Origin of the sequence: Alkalihalobacillus sp. AL-G (assembly GCF_030643805.1) — a bacterium.
Classification (GTDB): domain Bacteria; phylum Bacillota; class Bacilli; order Bacillales; family Fictibacillaceae; genus Pseudalkalibacillus.
Genome location: NZ_CP094656.1, coordinates 1,842,403 through 1,864,086 on the forward strand (window position 1 = coordinate 1,842,403; position 21,684 = coordinate 1,864,086).

At 43.0% G+C, this 21,684-nt stretch carries 17 protein-coding genes; 16 read left to right on the forward strand and 1 reads right to left on the reverse strand.

Features of this window, described 5'->3' with window-relative positions; all coding sequences use genetic code 11:
* Positions 1–172: 172 nt before the first annotated feature.
* The 9 genes from MOJ78_RS09495 to MOJ78_RS09535 are packed head-to-tail and all read left to right on the forward strand — an operon-like array spanning position 173 to position 10,343.
* A complete protein-coding gene (locus tag MOJ78_RS09495) occupies positions 173–1,090 on the forward strand; it encodes an aspartate carbamoyltransferase catalytic subunit (protein ID WP_304980945.1) in 918 nt (305 codons plus the stop codon).
* Entirely contained in the window at positions 1,074–2,357 is a 1,284-nt protein-coding gene (locus tag MOJ78_RS09500; RefSeq protein ID WP_304980946.1) for a dihydroorotase, read from the forward strand. The genes MOJ78_RS09495 and MOJ78_RS09500 overlap by 17 nt, the downstream gene beginning before the upstream one ends.
* Complete coding sequence (locus tag MOJ78_RS09505; RefSeq protein WP_304980947.1) at positions 2,354–3,454, forward strand: carbamoyl phosphate synthase small subunit; 1,101 nt, start codon at positions 2,354–2,356, stop codon at positions 3,452–3,454. The genes MOJ78_RS09500 and MOJ78_RS09505 overlap by 4 nt, the downstream gene beginning before the upstream one ends.
* Positions 3,439–6,645, forward strand: coding sequence for a carbamoyl-phosphate synthase large subunit (gene carB / locus MOJ78_RS09510; protein WP_304980948.1), 3,207 nt, complete (start codon positions 3,439–3,441; stop codon positions 6,643–6,645). The genes MOJ78_RS09505 and carB overlap by 16 nt, the downstream gene beginning before the upstream one ends.
* Positions 6,642–7,418, forward strand: coding sequence for a dihydroorotate dehydrogenase electron transfer subunit (locus tag MOJ78_RS09515; RefSeq protein WP_304980949.1), 777 nt, complete (start codon positions 6,642–6,644; stop codon positions 7,416–7,418). The genes carB and MOJ78_RS09515 overlap by 4 nt, the downstream gene beginning before the upstream one ends.
* Entirely contained in the window at positions 7,415–8,347 is a 933-nt protein-coding gene (locus MOJ78_RS09520; protein WP_304980950.1) for a dihydroorotate dehydrogenase, read from the forward strand. The genes MOJ78_RS09515 and MOJ78_RS09520 overlap by 4 nt, the downstream gene beginning before the upstream one ends.
* Entirely contained in the window at positions 8,329–9,039 is a 711-nt protein-coding gene (gene pyrF, locus MOJ78_RS09525; RefSeq protein ID WP_304981220.1) for an orotidine-5'-phosphate decarboxylase, read from the forward strand. Before MOJ78_RS09520 ends, pyrF begins: the two co-directional genes overlap by 19 nt.
* Complete coding sequence (gene pyrE / locus MOJ78_RS09530; RefSeq protein WP_304980951.1) at positions 9,036–9,665, forward strand: orotate phosphoribosyltransferase; 630 nt, start codon at positions 9,036–9,038, stop codon at positions 9,663–9,665. Before pyrF ends, pyrE begins: the two co-directional genes overlap by 4 nt.
* Positions 9,666–9,692: 27 nt before the next feature.
* Positions 9,693–10,343 (forward strand): class I SAM-dependent methyltransferase, encoded by a 651-nt coding sequence (locus tag MOJ78_RS09535; RefSeq protein ID WP_304981221.1) that lies wholly within the window; start codon positions 9,693–9,695, stop codon positions 10,341–10,343.
* Between the two features lie 671 nt (positions 10,344–11,014).
* On the opposite strand, the gene MOJ78_RS09540 is transcribed toward MOJ78_RS09535, so the two are convergent.
* Complete coding sequence (locus MOJ78_RS09540; RefSeq protein ID WP_304980952.1) at positions 11,015–12,727, reverse strand: Rqc2 family fibronectin-binding protein; 1,713 nt, start codon at positions 12,725–12,727, stop codon at positions 11,015–11,017.
* A 144-nt stretch (positions 12,728–12,871) separates the two neighbouring features.
* Between MOJ78_RS09540 and MOJ78_RS09545 the strand changes: the two genes are divergently transcribed.
* The 7 genes from MOJ78_RS09545 to priA all read left to right on the forward strand — a co-directional run bounded on the left by MOJ78_RS09545 (position 12,872) and on the right by priA (position 21,672).
* Positions 12,872–15,586 carry a calcium-translocating P-type ATPase, SERCA-type gene (locus MOJ78_RS09545; protein ID WP_304980953.1) on the forward strand — a complete coding sequence of 905 codons (2,715 nt, stop codon included), beginning with the start codon at positions 12,872–12,874 and terminating at the stop codon, positions 15,584–15,586.
* 125 nt (positions 15,587–15,711) lie between these two features.
* Positions 15,712–16,593, forward strand: a complete 882-nt coding sequence (locus MOJ78_RS09550; protein ID WP_304980954.1) for a YicC/YloC family endoribonuclease — start codon at positions 15,712–15,714, stop codon at positions 16,591–16,593.
* A gap of 90 nt (positions 16,594–16,683) precedes the next feature.
* Complete coding sequence (gene remA, locus MOJ78_RS09555; RefSeq protein ID WP_304980955.1) at positions 16,684–16,944, forward strand: extracellular matrix/biofilm regulator RemA; 261 nt, start codon at positions 16,684–16,686, stop codon at positions 16,942–16,944.
* 26 nt (positions 16,945–16,970) lie between these two features.
* A complete protein-coding gene (gmk, locus tag MOJ78_RS09560) occupies positions 16,971–17,585 on the forward strand; it encodes a guanylate kinase (protein WP_304980956.1) in 615 nt (204 codons plus the stop codon).
* The gene (rpoZ, locus tag MOJ78_RS09565; protein ID WP_304980957.1) at positions 17,586–17,786 is read left to right on the forward strand and encodes a DNA-directed RNA polymerase subunit omega; all 201 of its coding nucleotides are present in this window, start codon (positions 17,586–17,588) and stop codon (positions 17,784–17,786) included.
* Between the two features lie 257 nt (positions 17,787–18,043).
* Positions 18,044–19,255, forward strand: coding sequence for a bifunctional phosphopantothenoylcysteine decarboxylase/phosphopantothenate--cysteine ligase CoaBC (gene coaBC, locus MOJ78_RS09570; RefSeq protein WP_304981222.1), 1,212 nt, complete (start codon positions 18,044–18,046; stop codon positions 19,253–19,255).
* On the forward strand, positions 19,252–21,672 hold the full coding sequence (gene priA / locus MOJ78_RS09575) for a primosomal protein N' (RefSeq protein WP_304980958.1): 2,421 nt from the start codon (positions 19,252–19,254) through the stop codon (positions 21,670–21,672). Before coaBC ends, priA begins: the two co-directional genes overlap by 4 nt.
* The last annotated feature ends 12 nt before the right edge of the window (positions 21,673–21,684 follow it).

The window sequence follows — 21,684 nt, forward strand, 5'->3', positions numbered from 1 at the left end:
GAACTAGTGATCACAAGCTTCCTTCAGGGACTGACGTAAATCGGGTCAGGCTCACTCTGTAACATTCATCGACAGCGATTAAATGATCATCTGTTGTGTTCAGGAGCCTCCTCATATAATCGTCAGTCCCTTTTTATACCACTTAACGTTATTTAAAAGGAGTTGGTACATCTTGAACCACTTACTTACCATTGATTCGTTGGAGCCTGAAACGATTGATATATTGTTAAAAAAGGCTCAGCGGTTTCTGGACCATGGCCGTCAACGGTCACAAAAGGATATACATCAGAAGTTTGTGGCAAACCTGTTTTATGAACCAAGTACAAGAACTCGATTTAGCTTCGAGGTCGCTGAAAAACGACTTGGCTTGAATATACTTGATTTTGAAGCGGAATCCTCAAGTGTTCAAAAAGGGGAGAGTCTTTACGATACGGTTCGAACACTACAGTCCATAGGAACCGATGCGGTTGTCATCAGACATCCGAAAGATCACTATTTTGATGAGTTGAAATCCATCGACATTCCAATACTCAACGCTGGCGATGGATGTGGAAATCATCCAACACAGTCATTACTTGATCTTTTAACGATCCAGCAAGAATTTATCGTTTTACAAGGATTGACTGTCGCGATCATCGGTGACCTGAGACATAGCAGGGTAGCTCGTTCTAATGCAACACTGCTGAAGGAAATGGGTGCGAATGTAATGTTCTCTGGACCGGAACAATGGTTCGCTGAAGATTTTTCAACTGGTAGGTATGTACCGATTGATGAAGCCGTTCAAGCTGCGGATGTTGTCATGATGCTACGGATTCAACGTGAGCGTCATGCACAATCAATGAACCTAACGAAAGAAGAGTACCATAACCGCTATGGATTAACGGTTGCAAGAGAAAAAATGATGAAAGACCAAAGCATCATCCTTCACCCAGCACCTTTTAACAGGGGCTTTGAAATCGCAGATGAGCTGGTTGAAGGTCCTAAGTCAAGAATATTCAAGCAAATGGAAAATGGGGTCGGGATACGGATGGCCGCATTAGAATGGGCACTAGAACTCAAGGGGGCGTACAGTTATGAGAACATTACTTAGGAACGCGAAATTATGGAATGATGATACACAAAACGTTGATGTACTGATTGATGGTACTAAAATTATTAAAATCGACAAGGATATCGAGAACGAAGGACACACCATTATTGATTTGGAAGGTAAATTACTAGCGCCAGGGCTTATTGACCTGCATGTACACCTTCGCGAACCTGGCGGGGAACACAAGGAAACGATCGAATCGGGTACGAAGGCAGCGGCAAAGGGCGGCTTTACAACAATCGCCGCAATGCCGAACACACGCCCTGTACCAGACAATAAGGAAACACTAAAGGCACTCCATGATCGGATTCAGAAGACTGCGAGTGCAAAGGTATTACCGTATGCTGCAATAACAGTCAGACAAATCGGTGAAGAACTCGTAGATTTCAGCGAATTGAAGAGAGAAGGAGCTTTTGCGTTTACCGATGATGGTGTAGGGGTCCAAAATGCGGATACGATGCTTCGTGCGATGCAGAAGGCTGCTGAACTAGACATGGCGATCGTCGCTCACTGTGAGGATAACAACTTGATCCATGGCGGCTGTGTTCATGAAGGGGAGTACGCGGCAAAAAACAATCTAAAAGGAATTCCATCCATTTGTGAGAGTGTCCAAATTGCTAGGGATGTCCTGCTCGCAGAAGCCACAGGTGTTCACTACCATGTGTGCCATATCAGTACGAAGGAATCTGTCCGTGTCGTAAGAGATGCAAAACGAGCAGGAATCAACGTAACTGCAGAGGTCACACCACACCATCTCTTACTTTGTGAAGTCGATATCGAAGGACAGGATCCTCACTTTAAAATGAACCCGCCTCTCCGGAGCAAAGAGGATCGGGAAGCACTGATCGAAGGCTTGCTTGATGGAACGATTGATTTTATCGCCACCGATCATGCCCCTCATACAGAAGAGGACAAAGCACAAGGGATAGAGCTTGCTCCATTCGGGATAGTTGGATTAGAAACAGCATATGCCTTGTTGCATACTCATTTTGTGAAAAAAGGAATATTCGATCAGAAGTTCTTGATTGAGCGATTGACGACAAAACCAGCTCAGTGCTTCAAACTTCAGGAACCGGTCATTGAGGTAGGTTCAATCGCAGATCTTGTCGTCATCGACTTGGAAAAAGAACAACCAATCAATCCAGGGCAATTTGCCTCAAAGGGTCGAAATACACCGTTTAAAGGCTGGAACTGTGAAGGCTGGCCAGTACTTACAATCGTAGAAGGGAAAATCGCATATCAGAATGAGGAGGCTTTGGTGAAATGAAACGACAGCTCATATTAGAAGATGGAAGCTACTATACTGGAACAGCATTTGGAAGTTTACGAGAATCTACCGGTGAAGTCGTTTTTACAACAGGAATGGCGGGTTATCAGGAAACTCTTTCCGACCCTTCTTACTGTGATCAAATCATCACCTTCACGTACCCATTGATCGGAAACTACGGTATCAATCAAGAGGACTTTGAATCGATCGAGCCAGCTGCTGCAGGAGTGATCGTCAGTGAAGTAGCCCTTAAGCCAAGTCATTGGCAATACACAAGTACATTGGATGAACTTTTAAAAGTAAAGGACATTCCAGGAGTGTACGACATCGATACAAGAGCCCTTACGAGAAAGATTCGGATACACGGGACGCTTAAAGGGAAGATTTGTCCGTTGGAGGTTGACCGTAAACAGATTGTCCAACAGCTATCTGAACAAAGGTTACCGGCAGATCAAGTTAAAAAGGTATCGACTAGCTCACCATATACGCTGCCAGGCAGAGGGAAGCGCGTTGTTCTTGTCGACTTTGGAGCAAAACGGGGAATTTTACGTGAACTGATTGAACGTGGCTGTGATGTTACGGTTGTCCCTTACGATGTTTCAGCGGATGAAATTTTACGCTTAAACCCGGACGGTGTCATGTTAAGCAACGGACCTGGAGATCCGACAGATGTTCCAGGAGCCGTGGAAATGCTTAAGGAAATCCTCGGGAAAATACCTGTATTCGGAATTTGCTTAGGCCACCAATTATTAGGACTTGCTTGTGGGGCAAAAACAACGAAAATGAAATTCGGACATCGCGGTGTCAATCATCCTGTCAAACATCTTGAAACAGGTAAAGTGATGATCACCTCACAAAATCACGGCTACACTGTCGATACAGATGGTTTTGAGAATCTCGATCTCGATATCACGCATATTGCAATCAATGATGAGACGATTGAAGGCTACCGTCATAAGGTCCATCCAGCATTCAGTGTTCAGTTCCACCCCGAAGCGTCACCTGGACCAACCGATTCAAATGAATTATTCGATGAATTTTTGACAATGATGTCAAATGCGAAAAATGAGGGGGTTTCGACATGCCAAAGCGTTTAGATGTTCAAAAGATTTTAGTCATCGGCTCGGGGCCAATTGTCATTGGGCAGGCTGCAGAATTCGACTATGCGGGTACACAAGCTTGTCAGGCATTGAAGGAAGAAGGATATGAAGTCGTCCTCGTCAATTCGAATCCGGCAACAATCATGACAGATACGACAATGGCAGATAAGGTGTACATCGAGCCGTTGACGGTTGAATTTGTCAGTCGGATCATTCGAAAGGAAAAGCCCGATGGAGTGCTCGCAACACTAGGAGGACAAACTGGATTAAACTTAGCTGTAGAACTTTCCAAGTCGGGAATCCTTGATGAATGCGGTGTTGAACTACTCGGAACAAAGCTTAAATCTATCGAACAAGCTGAGGATCGAGACTTGTTCCGTAAATTGATGAATGAAATGAATGAGCCTGTCCCGGAAAGTGAGATCATTACGAGCCTTCCTGATGCATACCAATTTGTCGAGAAGGTCGGATACCCAGTCATTATACGCCCTGCATATACATTAGGTGGAACAGGTGGCGGAATTGCACATAACGAAATTGAATTACAAGAATTTATTACTAGCGGCTTGAAGTATAGTCCGGTTACACAGGTTCTACTTGAAAAAAGCATTGCCGGATTCAAGGAAATAGAGTACGAAGTGATGAGAGATGGAAATGACGGCTCAATCGTCGTCTGTAATATGGAAAATATTGATCCGGTCGGGGTTCATACTGGTGACTCGATTGTCGTCGCACCGAGTCAAACGATGACGGATCGGGAGTATCAATTGCTGCGGAATGCAAGTTTGAATATCATCCGTGCGCTCAAAATCGAAGGTGGATGTAACGTTCAATTCGCCTTGGATCCACATAGCTCGAATTACTACATCATTGAAGTCAACCCGCGAGTTAGCCGGTCTTCTGCTCTTGCGTCAAAAGCAACGGGCTATCCGATTGCTAAACTTGCTGCCAAAATTGCAGTTGGCTATCAGCTGGATGAATTGAAAAACCCTGTAACAGGTCGTACGTATGCCTCATTTGAACCTGCACTTGATTATGTCGTTACGAAAATCCCGCGTTGGCCATTTGATAAATTTGAGGCTGCGAACAGACGTCTCGGCACTCAAATGAAGGCTACTGGAGAGGTGATGTCAATCGGGCGTAACCTTGAAGAATCATTACTAAAAGCAGTACGTTCCCTCGAAAACGATGTGTATCATCTATACACAGAGGTTAAGGCTGAAACAGAGTCGGAGTGGGCTGAGCGATTATCTGTAGCCGATGATCAACGAATCTTTACAGTGACAGAAGCGTTGAGAGCCGGGATAAGCGCTGAAAAGATTTACGAGTGGACGAAAATCGATCACTTCTATTTGTACAAACTTGAAAACATTATTGCAATCGAGTCACGATTGAAGGGAAATCCATTTGATGCGGAAAGCCTTTCTGAGGCGAAGGCAAAAGGGTTTTCTGACCAGGTAGTCGCGTCATTATGGGATACGACCGAACGGGATATCTACAAATTCAGAGAAACGAACGAAATACTCCCTGTATATAAAATGGTCGATACGTGTGCAGCGGAATTTGAATCAACCACACCTTACTACTACGGAACCTACGGGATGGAAAATGAGTCAGCTAAAGGGAAAAAGGAAAGTGTGCTCGTCCTTGGCTCAGGACCGATTCGAATCGGTCAAGGGATTGAGTTTGATTATGCGACAGTACACACGGTCTGGGCAATACAGGAAGCTGGATATGAAGCGATCATCATTAACAACAACCCTGAAACAGTATCAACGGATTTCAGTACATCCGATAAACTCTATTTCGAACCGTTAACTGTTGAGGATGTCATGCATGTCGTCCGGCAGGAGGAACCAATTGGTGTTGTCGTACAGTTTGGTGGACAGACCGCAATCAATCTCGCATCCGAGCTTAGTGCAAGAGGCGTTAAGATTCTCGGAACGAAGCTGGAAGATATGGACCGTGCGGAGGATCGTGATAAGTTTGAACGCACACTGCATACGTTAGGAATTCCACAGCCTCATGGGAAAACGGCGACCTCAGTTAAAGAGGCAAAAGGGATAGCTAGTGATATCGGTTATCCGGTGCTCGTACGACCATCGTATGTACTCGGTGGCAGGGCAATGGAAATCGTGTATCAGGAACAAGAATTGCTGCAGTACATGAAAAATGCCGTGAAAATCAACCCTGCTCATCCTGTACTGATCGACCGCTACCTTATCGGTAAGGAGCTCGAAGTAGACGCGATTTCGGATGGTGAATCGGTTTACATCCCAGGGATTATGGAGCATATTGAGCGTGCAGGTGTCCACTCAGGGGACTCGATCGCCGTATACCCTCCACAAACGTTGTCAGAGGAGATTAAACAACAGCTCATCGATTATACAGTTCGTATGGCAAAAGGCTTGAAAATCGTTGGCCTTCTGAACATCCAATTCGTTCTTTCGAAGGGAGAGCTCTTCGTCCTCGAGGTGAACCCGAGATCAAGCCGAACCGTTCCATTTTTAAGTAAAATAACCGGTGTTCCAATGGCGAACTTAGCTACCAAGGCGATTTTAGGAACAAGTCTGAAGGAATTAGGCTATGATACCGGGTATCACCCTGAGCCAGAGGAGGTATTTGTAAAGGTTCCGGTCTTCTCATTCGCAAAACTGAGAAGGGTAGACATTACATTAGGCCCGGAAATGAAATCGACAGGTGAAGTCATGGGTCGGGACAAAACATTAGAAAAGGCACTTTATAAAGGGCTGATCGCTTCTGGTATGAAAATCCCGACGTTCGGATCTGTGCTGTTCACGATTGCAGATAAGGATAAAGAAGAAGCATTACCTCTTGTCAAACAGTTTTATGAGATCGGGTACAACATACTCGCAACTGAGGGAACAGCGAACTTTATCAGGCAACAGAACATTCCTGTAACCGTCGTGAATAAAATTCAGGAAGGAAGCCCAAGCTTACTCGACCGTATTCAGCAAGGGGAAGTACAGTTTGTAGTCAATACATTGACAAAAGGGAAGCAGCCAGCAAGAGATGGTTTCCGAATTCGTCGGGAAGCAGTCGAAAACGGTGCAGTTTGTCTCACATCATTCGATACGGTTAAAGCCATTTTAAGTGTTGTGGAATCGATGACGTTCTCAGCAAATGAAATGCCATCTTTCCAAAAAAAAGCAGGGGTGCTTTTATGAGAAGAGCCGATACAGTCGTCACTGAAAATATTGAAATCGCCAGGAATATTTTCCAGCTTTCGTTTAAAGGGGATATCGTAAAGGAAATGAAAGAGCCCGGCCAATTTCTCCATTTACGAGCAAGTGATCAATACATTCCATTACTCCGTCGTCCGATCAGTATTTGTGACGTTAACTTGGAAAAACAGGAATGCACGATGCTGTATCGGGCAGACGGCGAGGGAACTACGCTGCTTTCTGAGAAAAGACAAGGAGACAATCTTGATGTACTTGGTCCCCTTGGAAACGGTTTTCCCCTCGATTCTGTTGAAAAGGGTGAGACTGCATTGCTTGTCGGTGGTGGGATTGGTGTCCCGCCCCTTTACTATCTTTCTAAAAAGCTCGTTGAAAAAGGCGTTAAAGTTATTCATGTGCTCGGCTTTGGTTCAGCTGAAGATTCTTTTTACGAGCAAAATTTCAATGAACTAGGAGAAACCGTCATTACGACGATCGATGGCAGTGTTGGATTCCAAGGTTTTGTGACAGATTATATGCGTAAAGAACACCCTTCGTATGATGTCCTTTACGCATGTGGACCAACACCGATGTTAAACGCGCTTGAGCAACAGCTGCATCCTGAACGTGCGTATTTTTCCTTTGAGGAACGGATGGGGTGTGGAATCGGGGCATGCTTTGCGTGTGTCTGTCATGTGCAAGGTGATGAAACGGGAACCTCATATAAAAAAGTATGCTCGGATGGTCCAGTATTTCCAGTGGGGGTGATTCAGCTATGAGTCAAAAATTATCGGTAAATTTACCAGGATTGACGATGAAAAACCCGATCATGCCTGCTTCTGGGTGCTTCGGTTTTGGAAGAGAATTCTCAAAGCTCTATGATCTTAGTGAGCTAGGAGCAATCGCAATAAAGGCAACGACAGAAGAAACACGTTTCGGAAATCCGACTCCACGTGTTGCCGAAACTCCTGGGGGAATGTTAAATGCGATTGGGCTGCAAAATCCTGGTCTCGAGAAGGTTCTTTCTGAGGAGCTGCCCTTTTTAGAAGCGTATGATGTTCCTATTTTGGCTAACATTGCCGGAACGAAGATGGAAGACTATGTGAATGTGGCCAGGGAGGTTTCGAAGGCTCCGAATGTAACCGCTCTTGAATTGAACATTTCTTGTCCGAATGTAAAAGAGGGCGGAATTACGTTTGGAACAGACCCAGAGGTGGCTGCCGCACTTACCAAAGCTGTAAAAGAGGTTTCGGAAGTTCCGGTGTACGTAAAGTTATCTCCGAATGTTTCCGACATCGGTACGATCGCAAAAGCAGTCGAACAAGCAGGAGCGGACGGTTTGTCAATGATCAACACCTTGCTCGGTATGAGAATCGATTTGAAAACCGGACGACCAGTACTTGCAAACCGAGCAGGCGGACTATCAGGTCCAGCAATCAAGCCTGTTGCGATACGGATGATTTATGAAGTAAGCCAACAAGTATCGATTCCAATCATCGGTATGGGCGGAATCACTTCAGCCGATGATGTGATTGAATTTTTCCTAGCTGGAGCAAGTGCTGTCGCAGTAGGAACCGCTAACTTTGTCAACCCGTTCATCTGTCCAGAAATGAACGATGAACTAGCAGAAAAAGTAGATGAAATGAAAGTTGATCATATAACTGACCTTGTCGGAAGGAGCTGGTCAAGCTGTTACAGCCGGTCATAATCGCACTTGATTTTTCAACTCGTGCTGAAGTTGAGGGATTCCTACAACCGTTTTCCGATGAGCAGCTATTTTTAAAGGTAGGTATGGAGCTTTATTATCAGGAAGGCCCCGATCTCGTCAACTACTTACAAAGTCAAGGACATGCCGTTTTTCTCGATCTAAAACTCCACGATATACCGACTACAGTTTATAAAGCGATGAGAGGGATTGCAAACCTTGGTGTAGATTTAATCAACGTCCATGCAGCAGGTGGCATTGAGATGATGAAAAAGGCAATTGAGGGACTCGAAGACGGTTCGGTGATCAACAAGCGTCCTTTATGTATTGCTGTAACTCAATTGACGAGCACTTCGGTAGAAACGATGAACGAAGAGCTGAACATTCCTGGTACAATTCAAGATACAGTCGAGCATTATGCGAAGAATGCTGAGAAAGCCAACCTTGATGGTGTCGTTTGTTCGCCTCTAGAAGTTCCTTTCATAAGAGATTGCTGTGGGGAACGTTTTCTAACGATCACACCAGGAATTCGGTTAGCAAATAACGACGTAAATGATCAAAAAAGGATCGCTAGCCCAGTTCAAGCAAAAGAGCTTGGAAGCAGCTGCATTGTCGTTGGTCGAACGATCACTCGGTCCGAGAAACCTGTAATCGTGTATCACCAAATTCTTGATATGTGGAGGAAAGCGGAATGAAAAAGAAAATAGCGAAACATTTACTTCAAATAGGTGCTGTATCCCTTAGTCCTGAGGATCCATTTACTTGGTCGTCAGGAATGAAGTCCCCGATTTATTGTGACAATCGTCTTACCCTTTCATATCCGGAAGTTCGTAATGATATAGTTGATCAGCTCGTATCACTTATCCAATCCTCATATCCAGAAGCAGAAGTGATTGCCGGCACAGCTACAGCTGGAATTCCACATGCTGCACTAGTTGCAGATCGTATGGGGCTGCCGATGGTATATGTACGTTCGAAAGCGAAAGCGCATGGAAAAGGGAAGCAAATTGAAGGAACCTTTTCATCAGGAAGTAAAGTTGTCGTGATTGAGGATTTGATCTCAACTGGTAAAAGTGTCATTAATGCCACCGAAGCACTCAGAGCTGGAGCTGCTGATGTTCTTGGTTGTGCTGCTATCTTCAGTTATCAATTGAAGAAAGGTACGACCGCCCTTGAGCAAGCGAATCTCGATGTGCGTACACTTTCAGATTTTAGTACATTAATAGAAGTGGCAGCCAGTGAAGGAATCATCAAACAGGAATCCGTTGCTGAGTTGACTCATTGGTGTGTTGAACCTGAACTGTGGAAGTACGCTAAATAACGTCTGGAGGGTACGATTTTGCGAAAAATGAATAGCGAGGAATTCGACCAACTTGTTTCCTTTTTCGATAGTATGGCAAGGACAACTTGGTTAGCTTCGATTCATGAGCGTTTGAAGGAGCTTTCTGGTAGCTGGAATCACGCTCGTGTGCTCGATGTCGGATGTGGGACCGGACGCTTGTTGTTAAGGGGAGCAGTAGAGGCGGATCACTTATCAGGGGTCGATATATCCTCCGAAATGATCAAGGCGAGTCAGCAGAACTTCTTTTTGCATAACTTAGCTGAAAAGTCGACCTTTGTTACAGGGGATGCTTACAATCTGCCATTTGAAAACGATTCTTTTGGGATCTCGCTCTCGACGTGTGTAATGTTTTTGCTTCCAGAACCTGAAAAAGGGTTAGCCGAGATGATTCGGGTTACAAAGTCTGAAGGAAAGATCGCAATGCTGAACCCTGCAGAGAAAATGAATCAACAGAATGCGTTTCAATATTGTAAAGAGCACGATATTCAAGGTTTCGAGCAGACAGCGATGCTCAAATGGTCAAATGTATCTACGAGAAGACATCGGTATGCTACCGATCAACTTACCTCTATACTTTATAAGCTTGGATGTGAAGAGGAAAAGCATGAAGAAGTGCTGGATGGACTAGCAATCATTACGGTTGCTACAGTAAGATAAGATGATAATTTTGTAAAAGGACTAGACACCTCAAATTTGGGTATCCAATCCTTTTTTACATTTAAAATAACCAATTGACGATGATACTTATAACAACAATGGCACCGATTATCATTAAGATTGTTCGAATCATAAGATCCATCCTTTCCTGATATGATCGTTCACCTGATTTTTAATAGAATTAATTCTTAAAAGATATATTTCACTAAATTGAATAATTTCAAACCCGTTTTAGGAAACCTATTCATAAAAAAGCAGGTGAGAAATATGGACAGAACTAAGCAAACTGGCGGGAAAGAAATATTTGGGATACTATCGATTGTCTGGTTTATAACTGCATTTTGTATCGGTTTCATGCTGTGGATGTGGTTGACTTAAAGTTGATTGATGGCATAATCTGCTACCCATTGACCTTTTTATAGCTGTGCAATTTAGTGCTTAAGTATCCTATTTGGACAGATTAGTAATCCATTAGTACTATTCGTGGCCGAATTATTGGAATCTGTGGCCGGAATATCGGAACTCGTGGCCGAAATATGAGTCTGGATCATTATTAAGGTAACGATTCCTTTGGAAACATCTCGAAACTATCAATATTTGGACATAATACGATAAAAAGACCTGTTCAGGAGCTTTTTAACACTCCAAACAGGTCCTTTCATTACTTATTTTCACTTCTGGTACCGAAGTTGGTAGACGAGACTTTCATCAGGTGTTACATAAATGGTTTTCTGATTGTCGTACGTTACGAACCCAGGCTTAGCACCAGCAGGTTTTTTAACATGCTTGATCGCAGTATAATCGACAGGTACAGATCCGGAATTCTTAGCTTTACTGAAATATGCTGCAATGTTCGCCGCTTCAAGTAAAGTCGCCTCATCAGGTTTTGCATTGCGTATGACTACATGCGAGCCAGGTATATCCTTCGTATGCAACCAAGTATCATTGGAATTTGCAAATTTGTTGGTTAAATAATCGTTTTGCTTATTGTTTTTACCAACCCAAATATCAACTTCTGAAGATGAGACGTAATGCTCAATTGATGGCTTTTTATTGTTTTTTCGCTTTGAAGTAAGTTTCCTTCGCTTAAGGTAACCTCCTTCCTCCAGCTCTTCCCGTATTTCCGATACATCAGAAGCCGAGGCTGATTCCAATTGCTGTAATAATGAATCTAGGTAATTGGCCTCCAAAGTCGTTGCGGTAATTTGCTCATGGATATACTGTACAGACTTCTTCAATTTATTATATTTTTTGTAGTAAAATTGAGCATTTTCAGATGGCGTTTTTTGAAGATCCAACGGGATAGTGATTTCCTCAGCTTTTTCGTCATAGTAATTGGGAACAACAGCTTCCTTCATTCCTTTTTTCAATTGATAGATGTTCGCTGTTATCAATTCTCCGTATAGCTGAAACTGATCTGCTTTTTTCGTATCAACTAAATTTTTCTCAAGCTTTGGGATTTTCGATTGATTTTTCTTTAATTCATTCCTTAAAAAGCGCTCAAGATCGGAGGCTTGTTGTTTTACCCGATCCCGATCAGCCTTCCCGAAATAGAAGCGATCGAGCAGTTGGCTAACGGTACTGAACGTTGTGTTTTCCCCATCTAAATGTGAAAGGCTGACGACTGAAAAATACTCTTTTGTGCTCGTTAACACCATCTGTGGTTGATACCGATTCTGCTTGATTTCCTCCATCACATCTAAAAACGACTGAACAAGTGATTTTCGATCACCAAGCTTTGCGCGAGAGACAATCTCTTTAGCTATTAACGGTGACAAGCCTTCGAATTGCTGAACGAGTTGTTTGTCGAGCTTTGCGCTATTAAAATCAAGCTTTCGTAAAATCGCATCTTCATCAGCTTTAAGCGGATTTTGTTTGTTTTGGGAAGGAGGGAGGATGTATTCACTTCCAGGTAACAACGTCCGATGTCGGTTCATCGATGGTGGGATATGTTTTATACAATCAAGAATGAGGTCCGTATTTCCATCAACGAGTGTAATGTTGCTGTGCCTTCCCATAATTTCCACAACAAGTCGTTTATAGGTCAGATCCCCGATTTCGTTTCTCGATTTTATATGAATGTATAAAATCCTCTCTAGTCCTGGTTGTTCAATCCGATCGATGACCCCACCCTCTAAATGTTTCCGAAGTAACATACAAAACATCGGTGGCTCTTTAGGGTTTTCATAACTTTGGGCTGTAAGATTAATTCTCGGAAAACTAGCATTTGATGAAATGAACAATCGGTGTGTCTGACCCTTTGAACGTATGACGAAAATGAGATCATTTGAAAACGGTTGATAAATTTTAGTGATCTTACCTTGTGTAATATGCTGGGAAAGCTCGTGTACCATAGCACGAGTCAATATTCCATCGAAAGACATTTGACTTCACTCCAATAATTAGGTTGCCTAGAACCTATCGGTTGTTCAATGGTCCCTATTTATAAATTCCGTCTCATTATAGCATTATTTGGGACAATCCTGAATATAGATGGCTTGTATAGATGGTTAAAACGGGGTGGGATCATGGATTGGTATACGTTAACGAACGATGAAATCGAAACGAAGCTGAAAACGGATGTAAACAATGGCCTACAAGACCAGACTGCCAAAAAAAGACTTCAAAAGGTTGGTCCAAACGAGTTGCAGCAGGAGGAAAAAGTATCAGCAATCATCGTTTTTCTTTCTCAGTTTAAAGATTTTATGGTTTTGGTGCTACTCATAGCAACGCTTATATCGGGTCTGCTCGGCGAATATATGGATGCGATTGCTATCATGTTGATCGTTTTTGTCAACGGGGTGTTAGGATATGTGCAAGAAAGAAAGGCTGAAAAATCGTTACAAGCATTAAAACGGCTCTCTACCCCGAAGATTCATGTGCTACGTGACGGAAAATGGGTAACAATACCTTCAAGAGAAGTTGTACCGGGTGACATTGTTCAATTTTCATCTGGGGATCGTATCGGTGCTGATATACGGTTGTTCAAAGCTAATTCGTTGTCTGTTGAAGAATCAGCACTTACAGGAGAATCTTTACCTTCCGAAAAATCAGAAAGACCGATATCAGGTATGGACCTTGCGCCAGGGGATCAGGAAAATATGTGTTTTATGGGAACCCTCGTCACTCAAGGAAAAGGAATGGGCATTGTTGTCGCTACGGGAATGGATACCGAAATGGGAAAGATTGCTCACCTTTTAAAAAGTGAAGAAGGAATGCAAACACCACTTCAAAAGCGACTTGAACAGCTTGGAAAAGTATTGATTTTGGTGGCACTCATTTTGACTGCACTCGTCGTAGCAGCAGGAGTCTTACAGGGGCACGATCTATACACAATGTTTTTAGCCGGAGTATCGCTTGCCGTTGCTGCAATTCCAGAAGGACTTCCGGCAATTGTTACGATTGCCCTTGCTCTCGGTGTACAAAAAATGATCCGCAGAAAAGCGATCGTTCGAAAACTGCCATCTGTGGAAACGCTAGGTTGTGCAACGGTCATATGCTCTGACAAAACAGGTACGCTAACGCAAAATAAAATGACGGTAACCGATTTGTGGAGCAGCGGGAAAAGCTGGAATGTTTCGGGTACTGGGTTTGAACTATCAGGGTCCTTTTTTTCAAATGGCAACCCTGCTGAACTGAAAACAAATCCATCCTTACGGCAGCTATTAACATTTGGTGTTTTATGTAACAATGCTTCCATACAGCTACAAAATAAAAAAGGGAAGCGAGAGATCCATTTTAACGGTGATCCTACCGAAGTGGCGTTACTCATTGCAGGGCACAAAGGTGGATTAATAAAGGAATCCCTTTTTAATGAGTATCAAGTAGAAGAGGAATTCCCATTTGATTCAGCGAGAAAAATGATGTCTGTTGTTGTAAAGGATACCCAAAATAATCGTTACATCATTACAAAGGGTGCGCCGGATGTCGTGCTCTCGAATTGTCAAAGTATATTATGGGATGAACGGCATGCTCGGCTTGAAGCTAGACAAAAGGATGAAGTACTTCGAGCGGTTACACGGATGGGAACAGAGGCACTTCGATCAATTGCTGTTGCCTATCGCCCGCTGAGAAGAGAAGAACAAATATCCACTGTGTTGGATGCTGAAACCAATTTGACATTCATCGGTCTGCAAGGAATGATCGATCCGCCGCGGCCAGAAGCAGCGCAAGCGATTACAGATTGCCACCAGGCTGGGATCAAGACGATCATGATTACTGGAGATCATATCGTCACGGCTAGGGCGATTGCTCAACGTTTACAGATGATCCCCTCAGATGGAAAGGTCATGGAAGGGAACACACTTGCGAAGCTCTCTATTCAAGAACTGGAGGATGTTGTTGATGAAACGTATGTGTTCGCACGTGTTTCACCTGAGCATAAATTAAAAATCGTAAAGGCACTGCAGAATAGGGGTCACGTTGTTGCGATGACGGGAGATGGTGTTAACGACGCCCCAGCAATCAAGGCTGCAAATATAGGGATTGCGATGGGCAAATCGGGGACAGATGTGGCCCGAGAAGCATCCTCTCTTGTCCTTTCAGATGATAATTTTGCAACCATACGTGCGGCAATTGAGGAAGGAAGAAATATCTATGAAAATATTCGGAAATTCATTCGATATCTCCTTGCATCGAATGTCGGCGAGATTCTCGTAATGCTTTTTGCGATGCTGCTTTCTCTTCCATTACCGCTCGTCCCAATTCAGATACTCTGGGTTAATCTTGTCACAGATGGATTGCCTGCGATGGCTCTAGGTGTTGATAGTGCTGAAGACAATGTGATGAAAAGACCACCAAGGCTGTCCACGGAAGGTGTGTTTTCGAGAGGGTTAGGCTGGAAAATCATCAGTAGAGGATTCTTAATCGGTATCGTGACTCTCGCTGCATTTGCGATGGTGTATTTTGAAGATACAGATAACCTTGTAAAAGCACAAACCGTCGCGTTTGCAACTCTTGTCCTTGCTCAACTCATACATGTTTTTGATTGTCGAAGTGAACGGTCGGTATTTCATCGGAATCCATTTGGCAATGTTTATCTCATTCTAGCAGTTTTATCATCCATAGCCCTATTGGCGGTTGTTATTTATTATCCACCGCTTCAGCCGATCTTCCACACGACTGCGCTAACGATGCGGGAATGGATGTTAATTCTTGGTTTTTCAGCATTACCAACCTTTGCGCTTGCCGGCTCTCAGCTATTCGGTAAGTCACGTACAAAAAAAGCGTCATTCATCAATTGATGCAATAAATAAAAGCAATCCGGTAAAGGCGTGACTCATGATTTGAGTTACGCCTTATTATAATTCTTTCATATTCTTGTTAGCGGTGGTAAAATTGTATAGAATAGTACAATGGATGTGATCGCATGATTAAAAGTATGACAGGCTATGGACGATCTTATGTTGAAGAGGACCACTTTTCGATCACCACTGAAATCAAATCTGTGAATCATCGTTTTTGTGAAATCGTAGTTCGTATGCCAAGGTATCTAACATCGATTGAAGATAAGGTTAAGCGAACAATCAGCAAATACATACACAGAGGAAAAGTCGATATTTCAATCATGATTGACGGGGTCGAGGGAATTGATCGTGAATTAGAAGTGGATTGGGGACTCCTTGACCAGTATGTCCAAGCACAGATCGAATTGCGGAACCGTTACGAAGTAAATGAATCGATCGACTATGACGATCTCTTATCGTTGCCGGATGTTGTCTCCATCCGCGAGAACGAACATATTTCAGAAGAATTTGCAGCAAGTGTCCTTAAATCGGTAACCGAAGCAGCTGGTCAGCTCGTTCAGATGAGAGAGAAAGAAGGAAACTTTCTTAATCGTAACCTTATGGAGCGGTTGAGCAGGATGGAATCCATCATTGAAAACATCGGCATTGTAGCACCAGAAGTGTACCGAACCTATGAAACGCGCCTTTATAAAAAGATAAAAGAATTAAGTGATGGGTACGTTGATGCTGATGAATCACGGATTGTAACCGAGGTCGCGCTTTTTGCCGATAAAAGTAATATTGATGAAGAATTAACCCGTCTTCAAAGTCATATTCAACAATTTAGAAGTATTTTCGTAGAAACTGAATCGGTTGGTCGTAAGCTAGACTTTCTTGTACAAGAAATAAATCGTGAATGCAATACGATCGGTTCAAAAGCAAACGATTATTCGATCAGTAAAAATGTAGTTGAATTGAAAAGTGAGATTGAAAAGGTTAAGGAACAAGTGCAAAACATAGAATGAAAAACGGCTTAATGCATATTAAACCACTTGATAAACCGGTTATACATAACAAAAATTGGAAACGCTAGTTATTGATAGCAGGAGGTCATGATGAACATTAAACTAATCAATATAGGATTTGGAAATATCGTTTCAGCAAACCGGATCATTTCGATCGTCAGTCCTGAATCAGCCCCAATAAAACGAATCGTCACAGATGCTAGGACGCAGCATAAATTAATCGATGCGACCTACGGGAGGCGCACAAGAGCCGTCATTATTACAGATAGTGATCATGTGATCCTTTCTGCGGTACAACCAGAAACCGTTGCCCAACGACTGCTCAATAAAGAGGATTTGACAGAAGAATAGAAGGTTAACTGAGGTGTAGAACAATAATGAAAAAAGAACGAGGAATACTGTTTGTTTTATCCGGTCCTTCCGGAGTTGGAAAAGGAACGGTAAACCGATCATTACGAAATCAATGGAATGAACTTGAATATTCGATTTCCGTTACGACTCGCCAACCGCGAGAAGGGGAACAGGATGGGGTTGATTATTTTTACAAGTCTAGAGAAACATTTGAAAAAATGATCGAACAAAATGAACTACTGGAATGGGCAGAATATGTAGGCAATTACTATGGGACTCCTCTACAGTATGTGGAACACTCGCTTCAAAACGGTAAGGATGTTTTACTCGAGATAGAAGTCCAAGGGGCTCTGCAGGTTCGAAAACTCGTTCCCGAAGGAGTGTTCATTTTTCTCGTCCCACCAAGTCTGGATGAATTGAGAAATCGGATCGTCGGAAGAGGAACTGAAACAGACGACCTGATTGAAAATCGAATGTTAGTTGCGAGAGAGGAATTGGAAATGATGGATCATTACGATTATGTCGTCGAGAATGATGAGATTCAATCTGCATGTGAACGAATAAAGGCGATTGCGAAAGCAGAACATTGTAAGAAAGATCGAATCAAAAAACAATACTTACGATTATTGGAGGTTGAATAAATGTTATATCCCTCAATTGATTCATTGATGGAAAAACTCGATTCCAAATATACCCTTGTGACCGTCTCAGCTAAACGAGCCCGGGTAATTCAACAGACAGAACAATACAATATTGAAAATCCAAGGTCAAATAAGGCTGTCGGAATAGCTTTAGAGGAAATTAACAGTGGAAAGCTCAGTTATAAAACGATAACCGAGTAGGTTGTTTACGTTTTTGGGGGAAAGCTCTTGAACATACAAGACGACTCCGATTTGTTACACTGAAGCTAGAGTACGGGGCTGACTCAACAATCAGGTGTCAGGCATCTCCATTAATGGAGTGAGCCGGCCTCGTTTGAGTTGGTCCCGTTTTTTTCAATTATAGAAGAGTAACTAACGATAATTGTAAATCGGATTGTTAAGCCTTTTATTAACGATATTACTTTTTATATAAACCGATAGGGGAAGGTTGGTTGAAGATGACGAACAAGAAGAACGTATTACTTTGTGTGACAGGTGGCATTGCTGTGTTTAAAGCAGCAGCATTGACAAGCCAGTTGAGTCAAAACGGCTATACTGTAAAAGTGATGATGACACAATCGGCTATGAAATTCGTTACACCTCTAACATTCCAAACCCTTTCCAGGAACCCAGTTTACCATGATACTTTCGATGAAAAGGATCCTTCTGGTGTCGCGCACATCGATTTAGCTGACTGGGCGGATCTCGTCGTAATTGCACCTGCGACTGCTAATGTGATTGGAAAGACCGCCAATGGACTGGCCGACGACATGGTATCGACAACCCTGCTCGCCACCACCGCTCCAGTATTGATAGCTCCTGCTATGAATGTACATATGTATGAGCATCCTGCTGTTAAGGCGAACATGGAACGGCTAGCGAATTATGGGTATCGCTTTATCGAGCCCGGCGAAGGTCTTTTAGCCTGCGGCTATGTCGGGAAAGGGCGACTCGCTGAACCTGATGAGATTCTTGCAGCGATCAAGCAATTTTTTAATGAACAATCAGAACAACCACTACTCGGAAAACAAGTTATAATCACTGCGGGTCCAACACGCGAACAGGTCGACCCTGTCCGTTTTTTTACGAATCGATCATCAGGAAAAATGGGGTACGCACTTGCCGAAGCAGCACAGGGGTTTGGTGCACAAGTAACACTGATCAGTGGACCGACATCATTGCCTGAACCGTTTGGAATCAACGTAATACAAGTAAAGAGTGCTGAGGAGATGTACAATGCGGTAATGAAGCGATACGAGTACGCAGACCTCATTATCAAATCAGCGGCAGTTGCAGATTATCGCCCAAAAGAGGTCTTGGCACAAAAGGTGAAAAAGAAAGACTCAGGACTAGCTATTGAAATGGAGCGTACAAAGGATATACTGCAGGAACTTGGCAAGTGCAAAACGAACCAGGTTTTAGTTGGATTCGCAGCTGAAACAGACCAAGTCGAAACGTATGCGCTGGAGAAACTTGAACGGAAGAACCTTGATATCATCGTCGCTAACAATGTCAGTGAGGTAGGCTCTGGATTTGAAGGGGATACGAACAAAGTGACGATTTTTGGAAATGATGGAACTCGAATTCAAAGTGATCTCGTTTCAAAAAAGGAGATTGCTATGCTAGTCCTAAATGAGGCAATCCGTTATATAAGGAAAATTGGAAAATGATTGCTGAGGTTATAGTAGATGTTCCTGCGATGGGGACCGATCGAGCGTTTGATTATGCTGTTCCCGATCATCTTAAGGAACTGATCAAAGACGGCATCCGAGTCATCGTCCCATTCGGACCGAGGAAGTTGACCGGATTTGTTGTCGCGATTAAGGAAAGTACTGACTTGAAACGTATAAAACCGATCATTGATGTCGTTGATTTGGCACCTGTCTTGAATGATGAATTGCTTCAGCTTGGTAAGTGGTTAGCTGATTCAACGCTTTGCTTTTTGCATTCCGCTTACCAGTCAATGCTACCCGCTGCCATGAAAATGAGTTATAAACGAAACATTCAGCTTATTTCTGAAAGTAAGATCGTGGAACTTGATACTCAAATCCAACACCTTTTTCAGGAGTCAGGTCACATTGACTGGGACAAGCTTCAAGAAATGGATAAACCAGTAGTCCGTTCTGTACAAGCTGCAGTGGATGAAGGGCTTCTTGAGGTTGAATACAACATCCAGTCAAAAGGTAAGAAAAAAAAGCACAAGGTCATTCAAACTAAAGTAGCGCAGGAAGAACTCGTTAAAGTAAGAGATGACTTAGAGAAGAGAGCGCCAAAACAAGCTGGTGTATTAAATTATTTATCTGAGCAAGATGGGGATGGAATTACGCTTAGACAAGTAATGGAGGATACCGGTTCTGCCCGATCTACAATCAAAAGCTTAATTTCAAAAGGATGGATCGAAGAACTGGAGCAGGAGGTTTATCGTGATCCATATGAAAACCGACACTTTGAACAAACGATTCCACTAGAGTTGACGGATGAACAGCAAGAATCCATTGAACCGATTTTAACAGCGATAGAACAAATCGTACATAAGACGTTTCTTTTGCATGGTGTAACTGGAAGTGGTAAAACGGAAATCTATCTTCAAACGATCGAAACGGTTCTCAGACAAGAGAAAGAAGCGATCATGCTTGTGCCTGAAATTTCGCTCACTCCTCAAATGGTGCAACGCTTTAAAGGAAGATTCGGATCTAAAGTCGCTGTCCTTCACAGCGGACTGTCTAAAGGTGAAAAATATGATGAGTGGAGGAAGATTCATCGGAATGAAGCCAAGGTCGTTGTCGGTGCAAGGTCTGCTATCTTTGCACCCTTCAAAAAGATCGGTATTATCATAATCGATGAGGAGCATGAATCAAGCTACAAGCAGGAAGAGAACCCAAGGTATCATGCAAGGGATGTTGCGATTTATAGGGGGAATTATCATCGCTGTCCAGTAATACTTGGTAGTGCAACCCCAACGCTCGAAACATACGCTCGGGCACAAAAAGGTGTATATAAGCTATGTTCCCTACAAAAACGTGTGAACAAGAAAACACTTCCACCAACTTCCCTCATAGATATGAGAGAAGAATTACGTGCCGGAAATCGATCTTTATTTTCAGAAGCATTATTTGAAGGTTTGAAAAGTAGGCTCGAACGGAAGGAACAGAGCGTTCTTCTATTGAATCGGAGGGGCTACTCGACGTTTATTAATTGTAGGGATTGCGGTTATGTCGCACAATGTCCCCATTGTGACATATCGCTGACGTATCATAAGCGCTATCGGCTTCTGAAATGTCATTATTGTGGCTATGAGGAAAATCTCCCTACTGCATGTCCTGAATGTTCCTCTGAACACATTCGTTTTTTCGGTACCGGAACACAGAAGGTGGAAGAAGAACTTAACAAACTTATCCCTGAAGCAACCATCATCCGGATGGATGTCGATACAACCAGTCGTAAGGGAATGCATGAAAAGCTATTGAATACATTTGCAGAAAAAAAAGCAGATATACTTCTCGGAACACAGATGATTGCAAAAGGTCTCGATTTCCCTGATGTGACCCTTGTCGGTGTACTAGCTGCAGATACGATGCTGCACCTACCTGATTTTCGAGCATCAGAACGCACCTTCCAGCTGTTGACGCAAGTTGGAGGAAGAGCTGGTAGACATGAACTGGATGGCGAAGTGATCATCCAAACGTATTCACCAGAGCATTATAGTATCCAGCTTGCTCAAAGTCACGAATACCTACCTTTTTATAATCGTGAAATGAAAATTCGTAAATTGCATCAGTATCCGCCATTCTATTACTTAGCATTAATTACGGTTTCACACGTCGAATTGATGAGAGTGGTTGATGCTTGCGAGAAGGTAGCCAGCCAGTTATCCAATGCTTTGACCGACCAAGCGATCATTCTAGGACCTGTCGCATCACCGATTCCGCGCGTGAAAGATAGATATCGCTACCATTGCATGATAAAATACAAAAATGAGCCGAACCTAAAACGGGTTTTGCATGAAATACTCGATCACTACAAAAAAGAAATTCAAAAAAATGGACTTATGATTAATGTTGACATGCATCCCCAGACGATCATGTAGTGAGATGAACAC